This is a genomic window from Bacteroides sp. AF32-8BH (assembly GCF_003435205.1).
GTDB classification, from domain to species: domain Bacteria; phylum Bacteroidota; class Bacteroidia; order Bacteroidales; family Bacteroidaceae; genus Bacteroides; species Bacteroides ovatus.
In genome coordinates, this window is the sequence record NZ_QVLZ01000018.1 from 81757 (window position 1) to 103012 (window position 21256).

General features: G+C 42.0%; 16 protein-coding genes. 1 reads left to right on the forward strand and 15 read right to left on the reverse strand.

The genetic code is table 11. The features are described 5' to 3' along the window. Positions 1-175 precede the first annotated feature (175 nt). Together DWZ47_RS14420 and DWZ47_RS14425 are read right to left on the reverse strand one after the other, a co-directional pair. Positions 176-1096, reverse strand: coding sequence for a FecR family protein (locus DWZ47_RS14420; RefSeq protein WP_008648521.1), 921 nt, complete (start codon positions 1094-1096; stop codon positions 176-178). A gap of 94 nt (positions 1097-1190) precedes the next feature. Beyond that, entirely contained in the window at positions 1191-3182 is a 1992-nt protein-coding gene (locus DWZ47_RS14425; RefSeq protein ID WP_117513581.1) for an SUMF1/EgtB/PvdO family nonheme iron enzyme, read from the reverse strand. Positions 3183-3355: 173 nt separating this feature from the next. Here DWZ47_RS14425 and DWZ47_RS14430 point away from each other — a divergent pair, with 173 nt between their 5' ends. Then, positions 3356-3919, forward strand: coding sequence for an RNA polymerase sigma-70 factor (locus tag DWZ47_RS14430; RefSeq protein WP_004302268.1), 564 nt, complete (start codon positions 3356-3358; stop codon positions 3917-3919). A 372-nt stretch (positions 3920-4291) separates the two neighbouring features. On the opposite strand, the gene DWZ47_RS14435 is transcribed toward DWZ47_RS14430, so the two are convergent. From DWZ47_RS14435 to DWZ47_RS14495, 13 genes are all read right to left on the reverse strand, one after another. Next, complete coding sequence (locus tag DWZ47_RS14435) at positions 4292-5407, reverse strand: AMP-binding protein (protein WP_115485207.1); 1116 nt, start codon at positions 5405-5407, stop codon at positions 4292-4294. Positions 5408-5438: 31 nt separating this feature from the next. Beyond that, positions 5439-6464: an o-succinylbenzoate synthase gene (locus DWZ47_RS14440; RefSeq protein WP_117513583.1), complete on the reverse strand. Its 1026-nt coding sequence runs from the start codon at positions 6462-6464 to the stop codon at positions 5439-5441. Positions 6465-6636: 172 nt separating this feature from the next. Next, positions 6637-7461: a 1,4-dihydroxy-2-naphthoyl-CoA synthase gene (gene menB, locus DWZ47_RS14445; RefSeq protein ID WP_004310001.1), complete on the reverse strand. Its 825-nt coding sequence runs from the start codon at positions 7459-7461 to the stop codon at positions 6637-6639. A 3-nt stretch (positions 7462-7464) separates the two neighbouring features. Beyond that, positions 7465-9132 carry a 2-succinyl-5-enolpyruvyl-6-hydroxy-3-cyclohexene-1-carboxylic-acid synthase gene (menD, locus tag DWZ47_RS14450; protein WP_117513585.1) on the reverse strand — a complete coding sequence of 556 codons (1668 nt, stop codon included), beginning with the start codon at positions 9130-9132 and terminating at the stop codon, positions 7465-7467. A gap of 19 nt (positions 9133-9151) precedes the next feature. Then, on the reverse strand, positions 9152-10267 hold the full coding sequence (locus DWZ47_RS14455) for an isochorismate synthase (RefSeq protein WP_117513587.1): 1116 nt from the start codon (positions 10265-10267) through the stop codon (positions 9152-9154). Next, complete coding sequence (locus tag DWZ47_RS14460) at positions 10264-11496, reverse strand: Cof-type HAD-IIB family hydrolase (RefSeq protein WP_004315182.1); 1233 nt, start codon at positions 11494-11496, stop codon at positions 10264-10266. The genes DWZ47_RS14455 and DWZ47_RS14460 overlap by 4 nt, the downstream gene beginning before the upstream one ends. Positions 11497-11579: 83 nt before the next feature. Further along, complete coding sequence (locus DWZ47_RS14465) at positions 11580-11942, reverse strand: DUF488 domain-containing protein (RefSeq protein WP_004305785.1); 363 nt, start codon at positions 11940-11942, stop codon at positions 11580-11582. Between the two features lie 64 nt (positions 11943-12006). After that, positions 12007-13764, reverse strand: a complete 1758-nt coding sequence (locus tag DWZ47_RS14470; protein ID WP_004305784.1) for a helix-turn-helix domain-containing protein — start codon at positions 13762-13764, stop codon at positions 12007-12009. 141 nt (positions 13765-13905) lie between these two features. Beyond that, the gene (locus DWZ47_RS14475; protein ID WP_117513649.1) at positions 13906-14685 is read right to left on the reverse strand and encodes an N-acetyltransferase; all 780 of its coding nucleotides are present in this window, start codon (positions 14683-14685) and stop codon (positions 13906-13908) included. Between the two features lie 55 nt (positions 14686-14740). Continuing rightward, positions 14741-15670 (reverse strand): 23S rRNA (adenine(1618)-N(6))-methyltransferase RlmF, encoded by a 930-nt coding sequence (gene rlmF, locus DWZ47_RS14480; protein ID WP_117513589.1) that lies wholly within the window; start codon positions 15668-15670, stop codon positions 14741-14743. A gap of 72 nt (positions 15671-15742) precedes the next feature. Further along, the gene (locus DWZ47_RS14485) at positions 15743-16393 is read right to left on the reverse strand and encodes a LuxR C-terminal-related transcriptional regulator (protein ID WP_117513591.1); all 651 of its coding nucleotides are present in this window, start codon (positions 16391-16393) and stop codon (positions 15743-15745) included. Between the two features lie 69 nt (positions 16394-16462). Further along, entirely contained in the window at positions 16463-17911 is a 1449-nt protein-coding gene (locus DWZ47_RS14490; protein ID WP_004302255.1) for a SusD/RagB family nutrient-binding outer membrane lipoprotein, read from the reverse strand. A 27-nt stretch (positions 17912-17938) separates the two neighbouring features. Continuing rightward, complete coding sequence (locus tag DWZ47_RS14495; protein ID WP_004309997.1) at positions 17939-21178, reverse strand: SusC/RagA family TonB-linked outer membrane protein; 3240 nt, start codon at positions 21176-21178, stop codon at positions 17939-17941. Between the last annotated feature and the right edge of the window lie 78 nt (positions 21179-21256).

A 21256-nucleotide genomic window follows, 5' to 3' on the forward strand; every position in this document is an offset into this window, starting at 1 on the left:
TGGCTAACTAAAGTTTATTACTAAATGAACTATGGTTTGATTCCGGCTAGTGTTTGCGAGACCTTGTACCGTGAATCTGGAAAATTCGGAGGAAGACAGCTGTTGGTAGCAGCTTTCTTCCTTTCTTTTATTCTCTTGTGTTATTCCATGGGCTTTTATTTTAAGGGTTACTACTCTAATATAAATCTACTCTAATTTTAGTCTTTGATAATGTATCATCTGCCTGTTGTTGCGGTTCTTCAATTTTCCATTTTAAATCGGCAGACCTGGCCAGATAATCCAATATCTGCGACAGAGTTTCAGTCCGGAAAGTAGCCCGGTACTTATATTCTTTTCCAGACCTATTGTTAAACTGAATTTCTACATTGAAATGTCGTTCCAGACGCTTCAGGATTTCTTCTAATGAAGCATTTCTGAAAATTAGTTTTCCATCTTTCCAAGCTATCTTTCCATAGACATCCACTTTATTTTTTTTCGACTTTTGACTCTGTTTGTCGTAAAGCAACTGTTCTCCAGGAGCCAATACGATTGTTTCCTGATCGGGGGTTATCACATTTACCTTACCCTTTTCCAATACTGTTTCTATATAATTATCATCCTCATAAGCAGCTACATTAAATTTGGTACCATAAACATATACGCTCAAGCCATTCGGAGTATTTACATAGAAAGGACGATCTTTGTCTGCCTGCACTTCGAAATATGCCTCACCCTTCAGTTCTACCAACCGGTTGTCTTTCTTGAAAGTGGTAGGATAACGCAATGTACTACCTGCATTCAACCATACTACAGAATGATCCGGAAGTTCATAACGTATGACAGAACCGGTAGCGGTTACCACCTCTGCATATTTCTCGTCGGTTTCTGTTCCACTAAAATATAAATATCCCAAAACCAGAGAAGAGAGAAATAAAGGTATAGTCAGAAATGCTGCATAACGCATCAGTTGATTATACATGTTCTTTCTTCTATTAGTTTTTATTTTGGTTTGTGCTTGATAATAGGCACCCAATACATCAATGGATTCCATTTCTTTAATATCATCTCCCAATGCTTGTGCTTTACGGAGCAATGATTCCGGACTCATATTTTCCATATTTTCTTTCAAAATCTTATCTTTTAATTGTAATTACACTTATAATACAACTGAAGTAATTGGAAAAGGACAGCAAAAACAAACTTTTTTTATTTTATTTTTCGAGCCATGCCAAATTGAAGCGGTAATGCAATCGGCTACTAAGGATATGAACCACATTATCAGGAGTTTGTGTTCCTGCAAGATAGCCACGTGGTTCAGCATGATTTTCATCCATTTCGAAATATCCCGTCCATGCTCCACCGTTTAAAAAACGATATTCACCGTCCGTCAGTAGTTTTCTTACCGGCCATGTTTTTCCCTCATCGTAGGAAAGAGCCGCATACATGCCATATCCTTTCTTCACATTTCCATTTTTATCCTTAAATTCCAGACCACGTTCTTCCAAAGGCGTACGTTGCGGATGGTCTGTGAAAGAAACCAATAGCAAAGGTCCTTCATTCAGTCTCATTAAAACAAGACGCTGACCTCCGTCAATAGGAGGGAGTTCGCTTGCTACATATTTCCAGGTCTTTCCCATATCATCTGATATGCTCATTGGCATTCGGAGCTTTCCTTCTTTATTCCGTATGCTATTACCACGCCCCATAGCCATCAAACTTCCGTTCCCTAATTGTACAATTCCCGCATGGATACCTGCGATTGTACTTCCCGTTCCTCCTTCTTTGAAATCCGGCAAAGGAGCGCCATCCCAAGGATCGCACCATGTTTTTCCTCCATCTTTACTGATTTGAACAGCTGCCCCGTCATGACTGCCGGGACCCGCATCACAGGCTTGAACCAGCCATCCCTCACGTGTGCGAATCGTACCAGCTATTACCTGATGACGTTTGGTATGTTCGGGAGCTATCAGTTTAGGAGTGCTCCATGAAGCACCGTTATCTGTGCTGGTACGTAGTACCATTGCGAGATTCTGCCAGTCTCCCGATGCTTCCACTCCATTGATATGATACAATTTTCCTTTCCCGTCATTGAGCAAAGCGCTTCCTGTCATATTCCGATCCGGAACTTTAAAGAATAAAGAAGCCACATCCCAATCAGTGTGCCCGGCACGCAAGCGGGAACCGAGTACTACCATCCCTCTCCCATTCTCTTCATTTGCAGAAAACCATATTGCCAGCAAATCTCCATTATCACACCACGTAACTGCAGGCTGATGATTATGCAGATAAAATGGGGTATTCGAATCACATACCGGACGTACCACAAATGGTATCGGAGGCAAAAACATCGGTGTGATAGCAGATACTTTTTTCCATTTTATAGATGTATTTTCTACAGATTTCTGATTGAACGGGACAGGGGCAGATGTTCCCGATACATTCAAACGAGTATCTGCTTCCACAATTCTAAATCCGGTTTGGGAATGTTTATCTTCCGGGAGCATAGCCAGTCGATTGGCACTTCGCAAGTATTTCTCCGGGGTGTGATGACTCCCTCCTCTAGTGACCCGAAACTCTCCTGCCAATGGTCCTGCCGGGTCTTTCTGCTTTTCTGCGGAATAAGAAGCATACCAATCCAAGCACCATTCTTCCACATTTCCATGCACATCATAAAGCCCGAATGTATTAGGAGGAGTCTGAGCTACTTTTAAAGATACCGGATCAAAGTCACGAACCACTTTTTGATTCCGATGATAAACTGCAGGTAACCCGTCTCCTGTAGAAAATAGTGTGTATGTGCCTGCCCGACAAGCATATTCCCATTCCGCTTCTGTTGGCAAACGATAGTTTTTGCCTTCTTTCCGGCTAAGCCATTCACAAAAGGCAACAGCATCGGAATAACTCACATTGACGACTGCTTCATCATCTTCCAGCGAAACACCGTTTTTTCCTCGTAATGCCCGATGTTCCGGACGGAATGACTCATATTGCGCATTCGTTATTTCAGTGATTCCCATACGAAACGGGCGAGAGATTACTACCTGATGGATAGGAGCCTCATCAAAATCTTCGCCTAATCCGTCACTTCCCATATAAAAACTTCCGGCAGGTATTTCAACCATCGGAATAAAAGACTTGGAAACTTCTTGAGGATGTATTGGCAAACAAAAGGTTATAGCCAATAAAAAAAACTTGTTTTTCATATTTTAATCCTGTTTATATATTATACAATCAACCTATATACAAAAGGACAGTCTTATCTGATTATTTTCCATTCATTAGGGGTGAAAGCAAAAAAAAGAATCGAAAATTAGGCTCTGATAATTATCTTATTATATATTTGCAACGAAATGAAAAACTACAGAACCTCAAAATAATGAAAATATCTTTTTCTAAACAGACTAAAGAACGGGCTTTCAAACAACTTTATGAGGAGTATTATGCCCCATTTTGTTTGTATGCAAAAAGGTTTGTTGATGATAAAGAAACACGTGAAGACATCGTTTCGGATGTATTCACCTCATTATGGGATAAACTGGATACTGATTCTTTTGATCTTCAATCGAACACCGCATTAGCTTACATCAAAATGTGCGTAAAAAATAGCTGCCTGAATTTCCTGAAACATCAGGAATATGAATGGAGCTATGCGGAAAATATACAGAAGAAAGCTCCTGTCTATGAAACAGAACCGGATAGTATATATACTCTTGATGAGCTATACAGAATGTTGTATGAGACATTAAACAAACTTCCCGAAAACTATCGAACGGTCTTTATTAAAAGTTTCTTTGAAGGCAAAACTCATACAGAGATTGCAGAAGAGATGAATCTTAGCGTGAAGTCTATCAATCGATATAAACAAAAAACGATGGAACTTTTACGTAATGAATTAAAGGAGTATATGCCACTATTACTCTTGTTATTTCTTCGTGCATAATCTACATCCTCATGTTCTCTTCCTGGTATATGCCTTTCTTTTGAAAAACAGTCGTACTCTATATATGTATTAGTCCTGTTGTTTATATCACTCTGCTTAATAGTTAGCAGGGGCTTACTTGTGTGGACAGATAAGCTATCAGTTGTGAACAAATCCGTTTACGGTTGTAAACAGATTTGTTCACATGGGTGAGCCCTTGTAAAACATTAGAGCTTAACAAAAGAATACCTAAGTATCAATGTATGATATATAGGGAAATATAGTATAAATTAGCTGGGAGCAAGACGAGCCAGGGTGAGGGTAAAAAGTTACCCTCACCCTGGCCTCACCTCTACCCTCACACTTGAAACACCGATGAATAAAGGGATTGAATCAAGGTGTGAGGGTGTGAGGGTAAAACGTCATCAACATTTGTTTGGCTAAGATGCGACACTCTGCCCGGTTTATTTTTCCGTTCTCTGTTTGCGGAATGGATTCTATTGTCAATATATGCTTGGGACGATAATAAGGTTCCAGTATTTCATGTAGTTTATTTCCGATTTCTTCTGTGTCGGGCTGATCTGCCAATAATAAAGTGACAGCCTGCCCTAAGCGCTGATCCGGAACTGAAGTAATGACAAAGGACACAGGAATAAACGGGCGGAGCAACTTCTCCATCTCCTCTGCTTGAATCTTAATTCCTCCACTGTTAATCACATTGTCTTTCCGGCCTAGAATCATAAAACTTCCATCGGGATAGATACGTGCAATGTCATTGGTCTGCAATGTTTCGTCACATACCAAAGGGGCATCAATGATTAATGTATTCTCTGCGGATAAAGACAATTTTACTGAAGGAAATGGATAATAATGTTCTGAAGCCGATGCTCCGTTCAGACGACGAAGGGCAATATGCGACAAAGTTTCAGTCATGCCATAAGTGGAGTAAACGGCAGTCGGAAGATGGTTTATCTCCGTTTCCAGAGCCTCATCAACGGCTCCGCCTCCTATAATCAGAATATCCGTTTGTTTTAATCGCTCTTTTTCTTCGGGAACCTGCAACGTGTTATAAACTTGCAATGGGACCATTGCTGCAAATCTCAAAGGTTCTTTCATATCCGCCAACGGATGACCGGAAGCAGGACGAACAATCAGGTTCAAACCTGCAACCAATGAACGTACGACCACCATCATCGCACCAATATAACGAAGATTCATGCATAATAATGCCGACTCACCTTTCTTCAAATTCAGAAATTCACAAGTCAGACGCGCACTTTGCATCATTTGATCCTTGCGTACCATCAGTTCTTTAGGTATACCCGTGGAGCCCGATGTATGAACTGTAATAACAGGAGAATCATTAAACCATTCGTTCAGGAAAAGATATAAATCCCAATAAGCAGAAGAATGAGCTTCTGCTCCTCCTGCTATCAGTTGGCTTATATCTTCAAAAGTGTATTCTTTTCCTTCCAGTAGCAAGCGCTGTTGTTGTCGATCAAATATCATCAGAATATCCTTTAAATACCACTAAATACTATCATTTACAAAACCACAGGCAATCTTTTCTGATTTCAAGAGGCACTTCTATATTGTCAGTAAAGAGCATACCCGTTCCCAATCCTTGTGGCAACGGATTATTGAATGTTGCACACCAATGGGCGATAGCGTTCAAACCAATGTTGGACTCCAAAGCGGAAGTGATCCACCAGCCGATATGTTGCTTTTCCGCTTCCATAATCCATTCATCCCCTCCGCATATTCCTCCGTGGAGAGATGGTTTAATGATGATATATTGCGGACGGATGGTTGCCAGCAGTTTCTTTTTTTCTTCCAGCATGTTGCATCCTATCAGCTCTTCATCCAATGCTATCGGCAACGGAGATTCAGAAGTGAGCCGGGCCATTGCCTCCCATTGTCCGGCACGGATCGGCTGTTCGATAGAATGTAAATCAAATTCTGACAGACGTTTCAGTTTTTCCATTGCATCACCCGGAGAGAAAGCACCGTTTGCATCTACACGCAACTCTATTTCTTTAGAAGAGAAATGGGTACGAATATGACGTAACAACGCCAATTCTTTTTCAAAATCGATAGCACCAATCTTTAGTTTGACACAACGGAATCCGGCTTCCATCTTTTTCTCGATTTGGGATAACATGTGATCAAAATCTCCCATCCAAATCAAACCATTAATTTGAATCCCTACCTCTCCACGAGAAAAAGCCGTATCGGACAAAGCCCAACTCCCTGCAAAGAAATGCCAGATAGCCGTTTCCAAGCCAAATAAGATGGAAGGGTACTGGCATAAAACATCCTTATCCCACATTCCTTGTTCTTTCTCTACTTGCCGACAAAATCTTTTTAATATATCTTCATAATCAGGAAGATCGTCACAACTTAAAGCGGGCAAAGGTGCACACTCCCCTATTCCTACTCTGCCAGGGAAGTCAGGCGAGGTAAAATGAAGATACCAAACTTTACGCGTAGTATATGTTCCTCTGGAAGTCCCGGCAGGTTGCTTGAAATGGAGCAATCGGGGAATAATTTCTATTTTACAATTCATCGTGAATAATTTTTCAATTCACCACAGAATAACACAGAGCCTCACGAAGTTTTAATAAGTTATATCTCTTGCAGTTCTCCTACCATTCTCTCCTCCACAGTCTTGCTTTGCAGAAAATCGGGCTTAAACGCAGGAAAAGCAAACTCTGTGGTACTCTGTGGCAAAGCCGATTTTAAGGGAATTTCGGATATTGTTTGAAGTTCGGTTTACGTTTCTCCAGAAACGCATTCTTGCCTTCCTGTGCTTCATCAGTCAGGTAATAGAGTAACGTTGCGTCACCTGCCAATTCCTGAATACCTGCCTGACCATCCAGTTCGGCATTCAATCCTGCTTTAATCATGCGCAAAGCCAACGGACTAAGCAACATCATTTCTTCCGCCCACTGCACATATTCGTCCTCCAACTGTTCCAAGGGAACTACTTTATTCACTAATCCCATATCCAATGCTTCTTGTGCATTATACTTGCGGCAAAGGAACCAAATTTCACGTGCTTTCTTCTGTCCTACCACACGCGCCAGATAAGATGCACCGAATCCGGCATCAAAACTACCCACGCGAGGACCTGTCTGACCGAAAATGGCATTTTCCGAAGCAATGGATAAATCACATACTACATGGAGCACGTGTCCGCCACCAATGGCAAAGCCGTTCACGGCAGCAATCACAGGTTTCGGAATACTACGGATTTGCTTTTGTACATCCAATACGCTCAAACGAGGCACACCGTCTTTCCCAATATATCCGCCACGTCCTTTCACGTTCTGGTCGCCTCCCGAACAGAACGCCTTATCACCGGCTCCGGTAATCACAATCACATCAATATCCGCTTCTTCACGGCAGATGCGCAATGCGTCACTCATTTCAGCAGTAGTTGTCGGAGTAAACGCATTCCGATAACGCTCACGGTTGATCGTGATACGGGCAATTCCATTATAATAATCAAAAAGAATATCGTCGTATTCTCTGATGGTTGTCCACTCTCTTTGTGTTGACATAATCTATTTTTGTTTTAATTGATGATAATAATTCTTCAACATACGCGCGTCCTTGTTTTTGTTGGTAAACACCTCCAAGAGCACAGGCTGTTCCATAGCTTCCGGTTGAGTGAAAGTTTTCATCGCTTCAGCCAGTTCTTCGTCATTTTGCGCTTGCAGATAGAGAAATCCACGTTCCTCTGCCCAACCTTTGGCCGATGTTTTATGGACTGCCGCAATAAATTTATGTGAGGTACCCGACATATCCAATCCCGGCAAGGTATGGAAAATCTCTCCTCCTCCATTATTTAGTAGAAGGATACGCAGATTGGAGCGAACATTGACATTCCACAATGCATTCATATCATAGAAAAAGCTCAAATCTCCGATAGCTATAAAGTTCAGTTTATCGGAAGCTGCCGCATAACCGACAGCCGTAGACAGCGAGCCTTCAATGCCGTTTGTTCCCCGGTTGCAACAAACTTCAATCGTAGAAGGAATGGAGTATAACTGCGCATAACGCACCACCGAACTGTTTGCCAGATGCAACGCACATGACTCCGGCAAGGCTTTCAATAACGTACCGACGGCAGACATTTCCGAATAAGCAAACTCCGGTTCGGGGATGATCTTACAATAGTTTTCCCACACACGGGGATATTCAGGAGTCCGATTGTCCAGCAAACTGGCTATCTTCTCCAAAAACTCGAACGGGTCCATTTCGATCACCGTAGTTAATGAGCCGTACAAATCGATCACCTCACCGTCCGGCGATACGTGCCAATGTTCTTTAGGCGGATGCTGACGAAGAAACTTCTTCAATCGTTTGGAAACGACATGTCCTCCATAAGTAATCAGCAATTCGGGAACCATCTGACCGACCTTCTCTTCGGGCATGGCATAAAGTGCTGCATCGAAATTCTTTACCGGAATACCGGGAACTGTCTGGTTGCCGATATGTTCAGTCAACCAGGCAAAATGTTTATATAATAACTTGATATATCTTTTTTCAAACAGGTAGATAAGATTCATCTGACCGATGATAATCATTCGCTTCTGGTATTTATTCATCCGATCGACCAAATCGTTATAATCACGATCGTAGACGTTCAACCCCTGATAACGGGTTATGACGCGCACTTCTGGAAGCGAATCGACCGTAAACTGGAACAATGGTTCAGAAATAGGGATATTGATATGTACCGGTCCTTTTCCATGATGGTTCGTCTCCAGCAAAGCTTCATTCACCAGACGATTGCAATACCATTCATCTTCTTCCGTATGAATCTCCGGAAGGTTTACCGACTTCTTAACCAATGTCTGAAATACGCCTGGTTGTGGTACTGTCTGTCCATCCATCTGCCCGATCCAGGCAGCGGGACGATCCGCAGAAATAATGACCAGAGGAACATTTTGATAAAATGCTTCTGCCACAGCCGGATGAAGGTTTAATAATGCAGTACCGGAAGTGCAACAGACAGCAGCAGGCTTACCACCATTCAACGCAAGACCGATAGCAAAATAGCCGGCACTCCGTTCATCCGTCACCGGATAGCAGGTAAAATTCGGATGGTTAGACAAAGTATGTACTATGGGCGTATTCCGACTACCCGGACACAACACAACCTTAGTAATTCCATGCGCCTCGAGCAACGCAACCAACTGGAGTATGTTCTTCTTGTCTGTATACATGATGATAATTATTAGTAGTTTATGATTTTAAAGGAGGCACTGCAATCAGCCGTTTGATGGTTTGCAACTTCTTCTCCGTTTCCAGCCATTCGTCATTCAGTTCCGAAGAGGCCAATAATCCACCGCCAGCATAAAGAGTAAGTTGTTTATCTTCGATATGCATACAGCGTAAGTTTACATAGATGTCTGTTCGCCCTTCCGGATCGAGCCATCCGATAAAGCCGGAGTAATAGCGGCGGTCGTAACCTTCATTCTGCAAAATAAACTGATAGGCTTCTTCTTTCGGCAAGCCGCATACGGCAGGTGTCGGATGCAAAACTTTCAGAAGGTCTCCCAAACCTTTATTATCTTTCAAAGAAAAACGGAAATCAGTTTTTAAATGTGACAAAGCACCGGCATAAGCAGGATATGGCCCGTTTTCCGTAGAATGAATATCCAGTGAAAGAAGCTGCCGACGGATATAAGAAGTAACATAATCTTGTTCTTTCCGGTTCTTTTCATCCCATACTTGCGGCAGTCTGCCATCTTGCAAAGGCTGTGTTCCGGCCAGCGCAACCGTATGCCATTCGTCTTTCTCACCTGATAAAATAATTTCGGGAGTACTTCCCAGCCAGATGCCTGTCTGCGGAGTATAACATAAATATATATACGAATGAATATAACGTTTACAAGCCGCCCGAAAGATGGACAAAGGAGAAAAATCCGCTACTTTATCAACTGTAAGATGACGGGAAAGCACTAGTTTATCAAACGTCCTCTCACGCAATGCATTTATAAAGGTATGAAAGCATGCCGCATATTCTTCTGTAGAAGAAGTCAGAAATGATTCTTGCCCTTGCAGGCGCAAGGCTATCTCCCGGTCTTCTTCCGTATCATCATCCACCGGTAAAGGCTGCCCCCACTGATCGGGTTGAATCAACACAACCGGACATGACTCACTCACCTGAAACGGAGCAATTACAAATCCTCTCTGTCCATTCAGTTCTTTCAAATCGTATATCAAACGGACCGCTCCTTCCGCCTGCGTCAACAGACGGGGAACCTTCTCTCCGGGAATACGGTAAACAGCAAACGGCTGCTTCCGCTGAATAAATGCATCAATAGTTGTCAAGTTACTTATTTCTTCGTCGGTCATCTCTTTTTCATCACACTGTTGACTACCCGTATGGAAGACACCAGTTTGTTTGTTGAAGTAAACACGTCTACATTCCATACGTGGGAGGAACGTCCCTTATGTACAACTGTTCCTACCGCACGCACTGTATCTCCTTCATGTGCAGAAGATATATGGTTTCCGCTGACCTGCATTCCTACTACAATCTCGTCCGGCTGGCAAAGAATCATCGAACCGAGTCCGGCAACTGTTTCTGCCAGTGCAAGAGTAGCTCCCCCATGCAAAATGCCGAAAGGCTGACGGGTACGATGGTCTACCGGCATCGTTGCTTCCACACGGTCTTCGTCGGCGTATGTATATTGAATTCCCAAGTTTCCCATTAATGCGTGGCGTGCCTGCGCATTCAGTTGGTCAAGGGGAATTTCGGCTGCACGCACTTCAGCTATAATAGCCTTCTCCACTGCAACGGCCACTCCGTCTTCCTCATTCGAAGCAGTCACATAGTCGGCACAGGCTTTCACCGAGTCTTGTGAATGTCCCATAGCTACGCCCAGCCCGGCCAATTGAATCATTGTTACGTCACACACACCGTCGCCCACAGCAATCACTTCCTCACGCTTCACATCCAGTACCTCCAGCAAAGCACCCAAAGAGTTGGCTTTGTCGATGGCGCAGGGAACTACTTCCAGAAAATATGGCTCCGAACGGAATACGTCCAACGCTCCGTTCAGTCGTCTCTTCCAGTGATCTTCCAAACCAACCAGTGCTTCTTCGTCATCGCTCACCAGCATACACTTACAAGGAGCAAAATCAACGGCAGCAGAAAATTCTTCTTCTTTAATTATTTGCAGGTTATTCAACCGGGCTTCATTTTGGATATGTTCATTTTCAGGAGAATCCGTTATGATCGTATCATCATGATAAGTGAATAAGGCAAAACCGTTTTTACGGGCTTTCTTTTCCAGATACGGCAACATTTCGGGATTAATCCGACGTTCAAACAGAATTTCCCCGTTTTGTGCGTTGATAATCTGACAGCCATTATAGGAAAGGATAAAACCTCCATAGTTTCCAAGTTCGAGCATCTTGGCCAGCGGCATCAGGCCATAAGTCGGTCTGCCGGATGCCAGCACAATACGCACTCCCATTTGCTGAACCTTCAACAGGGCAGCCAATGTACGCTTACTAATTTCTTTCGCATCATTGAGGAGTGTTCCGTCTACATCAAGAACCAATAATTTATACTTCATGATTACACGATTTTGATTTAGATTACAAAGGTAGGAAATTGAGTGAACGACAGAAAGCGTAAACAGATAAAATTACTTTAATTTCACTCTCTCAAACGCATTTCCAGATAATCGCGAAGAATTCGGGCGTGATTATACACCGGTTCTTTTGAAGCATAAAGTAGTGTTATCACCGGATGTGGTTTAATAAGAGTCAGAAAATCAGCCATTGATGGAGAAGCATCCAGCTCTTTTTGATACTGCGTGACAAAATCTCCCCAATGTCCGGGAATATCTTCATGAAACCATTTACGTAATGTAGGGGATGGTGTTATGTCTTTTGCCCAATAATCGTATTTCAACCATTCTTTCTTCATTCCGCGTGGCCATAATTTATCTACCAACACCCGGTATCCATCTGTTTCTGAAAAATCTTCGTAAACCCTCTTTATCCTTACCTGTATCATTTCCATTAATATTTAGTTATCAATAGATAAACCGGGAAAAACGAAAATTGTTTAGTAGAACTATTTAATTCCTCAATGTGTCCTGCGCTTTTTTAAATTCATAAGGAGTCATTCCCGTCTTTTTCTTAAAAAGGTTATATAATATCGGGGCACTATTAAATCCGGATTCATCAGCGATGGCACGTATGGTATAGTTAGGATATTTTTTCATTAGCTTGATCGCATAATTAATGCGCAGTCCGTTGATGTACCCATTGAAATTAGTTCCGGTGCATTCTCTTATCATCCGGGCAAAGCGTGCATTATTCAGATGTACAATCTGCGCCAAATCTTCTCTTGAGAGCTCTGGAGAAAGATATAGCTGTTTTTGAACGACTGTATGATTTAATTCCTGGAATATTTTCTTGTTCTCTTCTTCTTCCCCACTTTCTTTGTCTGTTTCGTCCAAAAGTTCATCCTGTTCTTCAGGAGAAATCAATTCCGGTTCCAATTCTGATGAAACCTCCTGTTCCTCGTACACTTCCAATAACTGATTACCATCTTTTTTATTGGCAAATTTCTCGTTTATCAGTTTGGCAAGCATCCTGTTTTTATACTCGATTATATGGTTGAAACGCCACAAACGCCAAAGTATAAACAGGGTCAGCACTACAATACACGCCAAAAAGCAGAGTGAAACATTCCTTATTTTTAGCTGTGAGGCTTGCTCGGCGATGTATTCTTCTTTTTCGGAAGCACCGTACATCGCGTTCAATTCTAATGCAGCATTTTTCCTGTCGGTACTGTTAATGCTATCCGTTATTGCAATGATGGTTTCACGTATTTCTGCGGCTTCTTTATAACGATTCAGCCCCAGATATGCCTGGACTTCCTTATTAAGTATAGTTAAATATTGAGCGTTCAAGGTATCCCGCTGTGTTCTCAACAATTCTTTAAAGTCCTTACAGTTGTCTATTACTGTCTCATATTGTTTGGAAAGAATCAAATAAGGAATCGAATACATCTTGCCATCCGGAGTATGAGATTCTTTTATTGCCAGATATTTTTGATAATATCCTTCTGCTTGCGCATATTTCTTTTCTAAATAAGAAATATAGGCCAATTTTGCATATAAATAGCTATATTGACCATCAATGTAGCCTTCGGGAACCTCCGGTACTTTCTCTAATTTTTTAAGAAGTTTTTCACGTTCATAAGCAAGAGCCAAAGCTTCATCAATACGGGAATCTGTCATTAAAAATCCCATCTCTGCTCCATAATAATAGGAAAGCAGCATCATTTCTCTCATATCCTTTGACCCACGCAGTAATTCAATCGTACGACCAAAATAATTATACGCCTCATCTTTCAATGACAGCCTCCAATTATTCTCTCCTATGCAAAAAAGCAATCTAGCTTCCGCCTCTCTGTCCTTCAGTTTTTGAGCCTGCATAATTCCACTAAGAGCATAATGCATGCTCTCATTATATTTACTCATTATGGATGAAAGTTCAGCTAAATAAACCGTCATCTTCAACATGTGCTTAGGTTCTCTTTGAGAGATGGAATCAAGCAAGTACGACTTCCTTGCATACATAAAAGCTAGTTTATTCATATACATATTACGATATGACAAACTGCGCAATTCATTAATCAGACGCAGAGGGAAGGCTTTTCTGGTTTCGGCCTCATCCAACAACTGTAAAGCACGTTTGGGGTTGGAAATATAAATATCTCTGATATATTTTTCTGTATACAAAGAGTCATTATTTATAATTTTATCAGCCCTTGAAAATTGATTGTGTACAAATAGAAGCACAAAAATACATACCCAAAAACGCATAAAACTCTTAATCGTGTTTAATCATTAATTATCCAAAGGTATGTATTTTCCAAAAAATGTGCAGACACAATTTAAATTTGCAAAATAAAAATAAGAAACATTAGCTAAACATATCAGAGACGTAACATGGTTCCAAGTCAGCTATTCTCCTGAATCACAGTCCAATGCTTTGCTCAATCGCCCTTCAAGGCATACACTTAAGTCAGTCGTTACAAACTTGCCATTATAAAAAAGAGTAAATATGGTAGCCGGAGTAGGTGCATTTTGCGCCTGTTCCATACTTTCCAATTCAATTATTCTCAATGGAATGTCTTTGCTCTTAGCAGCACTGACCAAAGAACCGCGAACGTGAAACTCCGTAAACGGGCAGCGATGGGTATAATAAACGACTATTCCATCCTTATCCGGACACTCACCGCTCAACACGCAATCATTAAAAGAAGGATCAGGAGCAGCCGGGTTTAGTTTCAAACTTAAAAGGCTGAATCCGTAAGGGAGTTTTTCTATTGTTTGGAAACCTTGTCGCAACAGCCATTTCGTGTCACTCATAAAATGAAATTTAGAAGTGCCCACCACTGTGACAAGCCCATCTTTCCCCTGCAATTTTGCATCATCAATGGCAGACTGCAATAATGCCTTACCATGTCCGCAACCTTTATATTTACCTGACACCCAGAAACAGTTTATCATCAGATAATTGGAAGCATTCACCGGAACCCATGCTTTTTCAGCAGGACCGTATTCGATAAACACTTTTGCCCGTTCATCAATACGTCTGAACACATAGCCGTTATCGAACTCTTTCTTCAGCCATTCTTTTTTGAGTTCATAACTATCCTTGCATTTCTTATCTGAAAAAGCACAGCATATATGTTCGTTTGCAATATTCTCCTTTGTCAAAGTGATGTAATTGGTTTCCATCATATTCTATTTAATTAATAGGTTAAACAAATAACAGTTCGATATTCACTCATTGTTATGAGTTGGTAGCAAATCGCCAAGCTAATATCCTGCTACTTTTAGTTCCCTGCTGCATTCGAATAACTTTATATTCGGACACATTCACCGATTTTAATTTGGTATATAACTTTTCCAGATTTTTTTCTTTAGAAACCAAACTCGTAAACCATCCGCAGTTCTTCTGGTATTTTTGGCTCTCGGAAATCATATTCAATAAGAAACGAACTTCTCCGCCCTCGCACCAAAGTTCATTCGCACTCCCGCCGAAATTTAGCTGCACTTTATTTATCTTCGTACCTTTCAGACTGCTTAATTTGCGTAACGTTCCGTCTTCCGCCTCTTCACGCGAACTATGAAACGGAGGATTGCATATTGTCACATCAAAATACTCATCAGGCATAATAATTCCATCGAAAATCTTCTTACTATCTTTCTGAAGTCGCAAGTCAATCTTATGAGCCAACACAGGGTTGCAAGTCACTATCTTTCGTGCATTTTCTATCGAAACCGGATCAACATCAGTACCAACGAAGGTCCATCCATATTCAGTGTGTCCTATGATCGGATAAATGCAATTTGCACCTACCCCAATATCCAGACATCTACATTTAGACTTCTGTCCATTAGCATCTCCTGCCGGTAAATCCGGTGTTGTTCCGTTCGGCTGGATAAGATCGGCAATATAATGAATGTAATCCGCCCTTCCGGGAATAGGCGGACACAAATATTGCTTCGGTATGTCCCAATAGTGGATGCCATAATAAGTTACCAATAATGCTTTGTTCAAAGCCTTCACCGCTTGCGGATTAAAAAAATTTATAGTTTGTATTCCGAGGGGATTGAGCGATACGAATCTCTTTAATGGAGGATAATTTTCCATCAACAATGGAAAATCATACTGACCATTGTGCTTATTTCTTATATGTAACTCACCTTTTTTTGCCATGCGGGCAAAGATACAGAGAATTTTCCTGCCTACAAATTCTTCTTAACTCTTATCCTAACACTCTTCTGAATATCATATATAATATTCTACCATTTCAATCAGCCCGGCGCGTAAAGTATACTTAGTTGCTTCATATACATTATTCACACCCAACTTCCGGAAAATATTCTTTTTATGGGTGATAATAGTATGAATGCTTGAGGTTCTTTCCAATGCTATTTCTTTCACAGATTTCCCATGTGCTATTAATTTAAGAATGTCAATCTCCGTAACAGTCAAAACAGAATGAATTTCCGGTTTGTCGGAACCGATTATCAATAAATTGGTTATCTGATGACAAAGAAATCGCTCCCCGTGTGCTGTACACATCAATGCAGAATGAATTTCCTCACCGGAGTTCTCTTTCAAAATCATACCAATATTCCTTGCTATACTCATCCTACGAATAAAGTCTTCGCTCAATTCATTGGAAAACAATATCCAACGAACTCTCGGAAAACGTTTTTCTATAATAAGAAACTCCTCTATACCATTGATGTCAAACAGTGTATAGTCAAGTATAACAACACTGTCATTACATTCTACCAATGCAAGCATGAGCTCTTTCTTGTCTGTCACATCTATCATGCGACATCCACTGAATATAGCGGAAATATATCCATGCATTCCCATTCTGGTTATATCCTGATTATCTGCTATGATAAATGTAATGTCAGTGTTCATTGTTATTCTGTTTTTTAAATTCAACGGATATTTTTCAAACGCATATTGCAGCCCGGAGACACGGAGGTATCATCGTTCTTTATTAGCTACATCAAACCACAAACGGGTAGTAATCTCATCTGCTCCCTGATGGGATATGGCAATCTGATACTGCTTACCATTCAGTGATTGTTCCGTTACGGGATAAAAAAAGCGACGAGGTAACTCTCCGGAACCCAAAACGGAATCGGGACCAGGGATAAGCTGGGGATAACCGAGCCTGCGCCAGTCAGTGAAAGCATCGGGTCCCTGTCCATAATAAGCGATCCACTTCTGCCAGCCGATAGATTCATACCAATGTGCGGCGTCGAACCGAATCGCCTCCTGTTGTAAATAAGAATCGATTATACGATTGTCTATAATGCCAAACTGATTCAATGAAGCAGTAATAGCTTCGCGGTAGAGCGTTTCCGCATCAGCCGTTATCCAGCCGCGTGCAGCGGATTCTGCAAAGATAAACAAGACCTCGGCATACGTATAAAATACAGCCGGAGAGCTATCTTTCAAAAAATAAGTACCGGGACGGGAAACTTTATTAAATCCCTGATTATTAGCGGCATCAGCAGATAAGGAATTGGCAGCTCCTACATAGTTTTTCACACCTTCGTCTTGAGGTAGCTGGGCTAAAATTCCAATTCTCGGATCATTCCATTCATTCAGTTTATCAATCAACGTTTTTGATACCCGCTGATCATCACGTGAATTGAAAGCAGATGCCCATGGATTCCATTGTGGTGAAGAAGTAAAAACAAAACGGGCTATAGCATCATTGCTATCTATTACACTGTTACGATTATCCCAAAGGGAAGCAATAACCCGACGCGCTGTATCCTCATCCCGGTCAGCTAATTCAAGGGCGATACGTAGCCGTAGGGAGTGGGCCAATTGTTTCCAGCGGGTAATATCATTTCCGTAAATCAAATCCCCTTCTACCGTTCCTCCTGTGGTAGAAAGCAACTGGTCAGCAGCGATCAACTCCTCCAAAAGCCCGCGCAAAACAGTCTCTTGTGAATCATAAGCGGGTGTTACACTTTGTGCATATTCACTGTATGGTATATTTCCATACAGATTGGTCAGCAACAGGTAAACCCACGAACGCCACACTGTAGCTATCCCTCGATAATTATCATTTCCGAGTTCCGAACTGATAATAGCATTCAAGTCAGTTATTAGCGTTGCATAGCCGGTGTCCCACGTAGTGGTAAAGCTGCCATTATCCACATTATAGCAATCTGGCTCTGTATATTGTATTTTAGCCCAATGTTGCACCCACAACAGAGTAGAATTATAGTTCGTACTACTTCCCCAATAAAGATTGGCGGCATGATACTGTGCAGCGGCAAGTAAATAAGCCGGCTGTGGATTTTCAGTGGCATTGGGGTTGCGGTTGATATCAGTCAATTCATCATCACACGATGATAGAGAAATGGCAACCACTTGTACCCATATTATATATAAAAAATATATTCTTCTTTTCATCTTATCCTATTATTTAAAAGTTCACATTTAGAATTTCACGGAAAGGTTCACACCAAAGGAACGTGTTGTAGGCAATGAATAGGCTTCTACTCCTTGTGCGTTTCCAGTAGTCAAAGCCGATTCCGGATCTATATTAGGGACGCTCTTATAAATAGTCCACAAGTTACGTCCCGTCAGTGTAACGGAAGCTTCTTGCAAATGCAGTTTCTGCGTCCACAAGCGAGGTAGACGGTAACTCAAAGCGACTTCTCGCAGTTTCACGTAAGAAGCATCATATACATTAGCTTCAGCAATACTGTAAATACGATGGTAGTATTTCTCGGCAGATACAACCTCTTCGTTCTTAGAACCACTTTCCGTCACTCCTTCTACCATAATGCCATCCTGATACACACGGGTGGATTGCCCATTGACCTGGGCATAGTAAAGTCCATCAGAGGATACGGAATAAGAAGGAGATTCTGATAATCGTACATTGTTACCCATGGCGTCAGTATAATACCACAAGCCACCGTGCTCGGCATCCCGGCCCGATAATGTGTTAGCTAATACACCGGTATATTTTCCAGTTTTATTAGTGTTGGAAAAAATAGAACCACCTACACTTGCATCTATCAGAAAAGAAAGACTTAACGAACGATAACTGAAAGTGTTACTGATACCGCCTGTCCAGTCGGGCGTAAACTTCCCCAACGTTTTATTAGTGGTCGAAATCTTAGGCAGACCGTTAGCATCCACCACAACGTTTCCATTAGCATCACGCACGTATGAAGTGCCGAACAGGGTTCCATAAGCTTCGCCCACTGAAGCCAGTATCTGAATACCAGACGAGTAGAGCTGGTAACTCGTAATCAAACCTTCATCATCCAATTTGACAACCTTGCTGCTGTTGGCACCATAATTCAAATCCAGATTCCAACGAAACCCTTTCGATGTTTGTATAGGAACAGCGCCCAATTGTATTTCATAGCCACGATTACGGATATGTCCGGCATTACGCACCTGCGACGTGTACCCACTGGCAGCAGTAGTAGCTAGTTTCAATATTTGATTACGACTATCGGTCTTATAGTAAGTGAAATCCAAGTATAGGCGATTGTCCCAAAAAGCCGCCTCGAAACCAGCTTCTATAGATGACGTCTTCTCCGGTTTTAGATTCGGATTCATACCAATGGTAGAAGAACTTTGAAGTGGATTCCCATTGAAAGCTGTTTCTGAAGTAAAGACCGTTGCCAATTGATAAGGATTGGCATCTGCTCCCACTTGAGACCATCCTCCACGTATTTTTAGGTAGTTAACAGCTTTACTTCTCCATCCGAAAGCTTCAGAAAGCAACACACTAGCCGTCACCGAAGGATAGAAATAAGAATTGTTGTCCACAGGTAGTGTAGACGACCAATCGTTCCGTCCTGTTATATTCAAGAAAGCCCAACGACGGTAATCCAGTTGTATGGAACCGTAAAGGCCATATTGCCGTAAACGGTAGAAATCATTGGACGAAATGAGCGGATCACGCGAGTTAGTCAATGTATAAAGATCAGCAACCGCCAAACGGGGAGCAGCCTGATAATTATTCTCATATTGTTTGTTACGTACATTAAAACCCAGAAGAGCGTCAATTCCCCAATTTTTATTCAACTGTTTGATATAAGTCGCCAATACTTCTGTGTTATTCTCTTTCACCGTATAGGCATCTTCAGCATAACTGCCGTAAGGCGAACCGGCACCTGCACTCCCCCATTTTACTTTGGATTTCCTCCGGTCATTATACCAGTCGGTACTAGTACGGAAACGCACATTCAACCCATCTGTCAGACGGAATTCGGCATGCAGATCACCTATCAGACGATGACGTTCCTGACTCTGTGTATTATAAGAAGCACTCCAAAAAGGATTGTCGTAATAGCTTGAATTCCAGTTGCGAGTATAGTCCGCCTTCAATGAGTTCGTATCCACTTGACGTCCGAACCACAAGAACTGAAGCATAGGACTGTTAGAACGTACGTTACTGCCCGAGGGGGTAGCTGACCCCGGTAAACTGGGAGCTGTATAAACGATGTAATTGGCCGTAGCTCCCACCACAATCCATTTTGCCAGATGGTAATCCGTATTTAGGCTGATATTCGTCTTATTAGTTCCAGCATCAGGAACGATACTGACTTGTTTTTCGTAGTTATATCCTACACGGAACTGGTATTTGTCGTCTCCACGGGCAACAGAAATACCGCTGTTTGTAGAAATACCCATGCGAAAATAATCGCGTACATTGTTGGGATGGGATACCCAGGGAGTAGCCACACGATTACCGTCAGCGTCCAATGGGCTATCGAACTGAGGAATCAACAAACCAATATCAAGACGTGGCCCCCAGCTTTCGTCTACCCCGTCATTCACACCTGCACCCTTGCCATCTACATAACTGAACCGTCCCCCTGCCCCTTGTCCAAAAAGATTTTGAAACTCCGGCAAGGTAGCAACAAAAGAGACTTGCGTGGAAGAATGTAATGTAATCCCTATCCCTTTCTGCCTTTTGTCTCCTCCCTTAGTAGTGATGACAATAGCACCGTGAGCAGCACGCGCACCATAAAGGGCAGCGGCATTCGGACCTTTCAATACAGTAAGTGTTTTTATGTCTTCCGGATTCAGGTCTGCTATTGCATTTTTAAAATCGCGTCCGCTGGAACGTGCATTAAGCTGCGAATTATCCACTGGGATTCCATCCACAATAAAAAGCGGTTGATTCTCACCTGCAATAGAAGTTTCACCACGAATAACGATGCGACTGGAACCAACATCTCCTTGTGTATTGGTAATACGCACACCAGCTATCTTACCACTCAACGAATTTAACAGATTATTATCTTTCCCTTGCACCAAAGCATTCTGTTTTACTTCCTGTGCCGTATAGCCCAATGCCTTTTTCTCGCGTGAAATACCCAAAGCCGTTACTACTACCTCATCCAGCAGATGCGTATCACTCTTCAGTGTTACCGATACCTGTGGTGCAATAGCCACCTCTTTTGCCATCAGACTAATGTAAGAGATTAGCAGCCGGGTGGCTGATGGCGGGAGTCCACTCAGTTCAAATCTCCCGTTGACATCAGTTACGGTACCCAATGAAGTTCCTTTCACTATAACTGAGGCACCGATAACCGGCTCCCCATCTTCTTCTGTGGTGACGATGCCCCGCACTGTTGTCACCTGTGCTGCCCCTTGTATCACTCCTATTGCAAGAGCAAGCAAAAATAAATGAATCCTTTTACCCATTATTGTTTACTGTTAAAATGATGGGGCAAAGGTATTAGATATATACAAGCTGATAAATCCCGTATGAATGGCATTTTA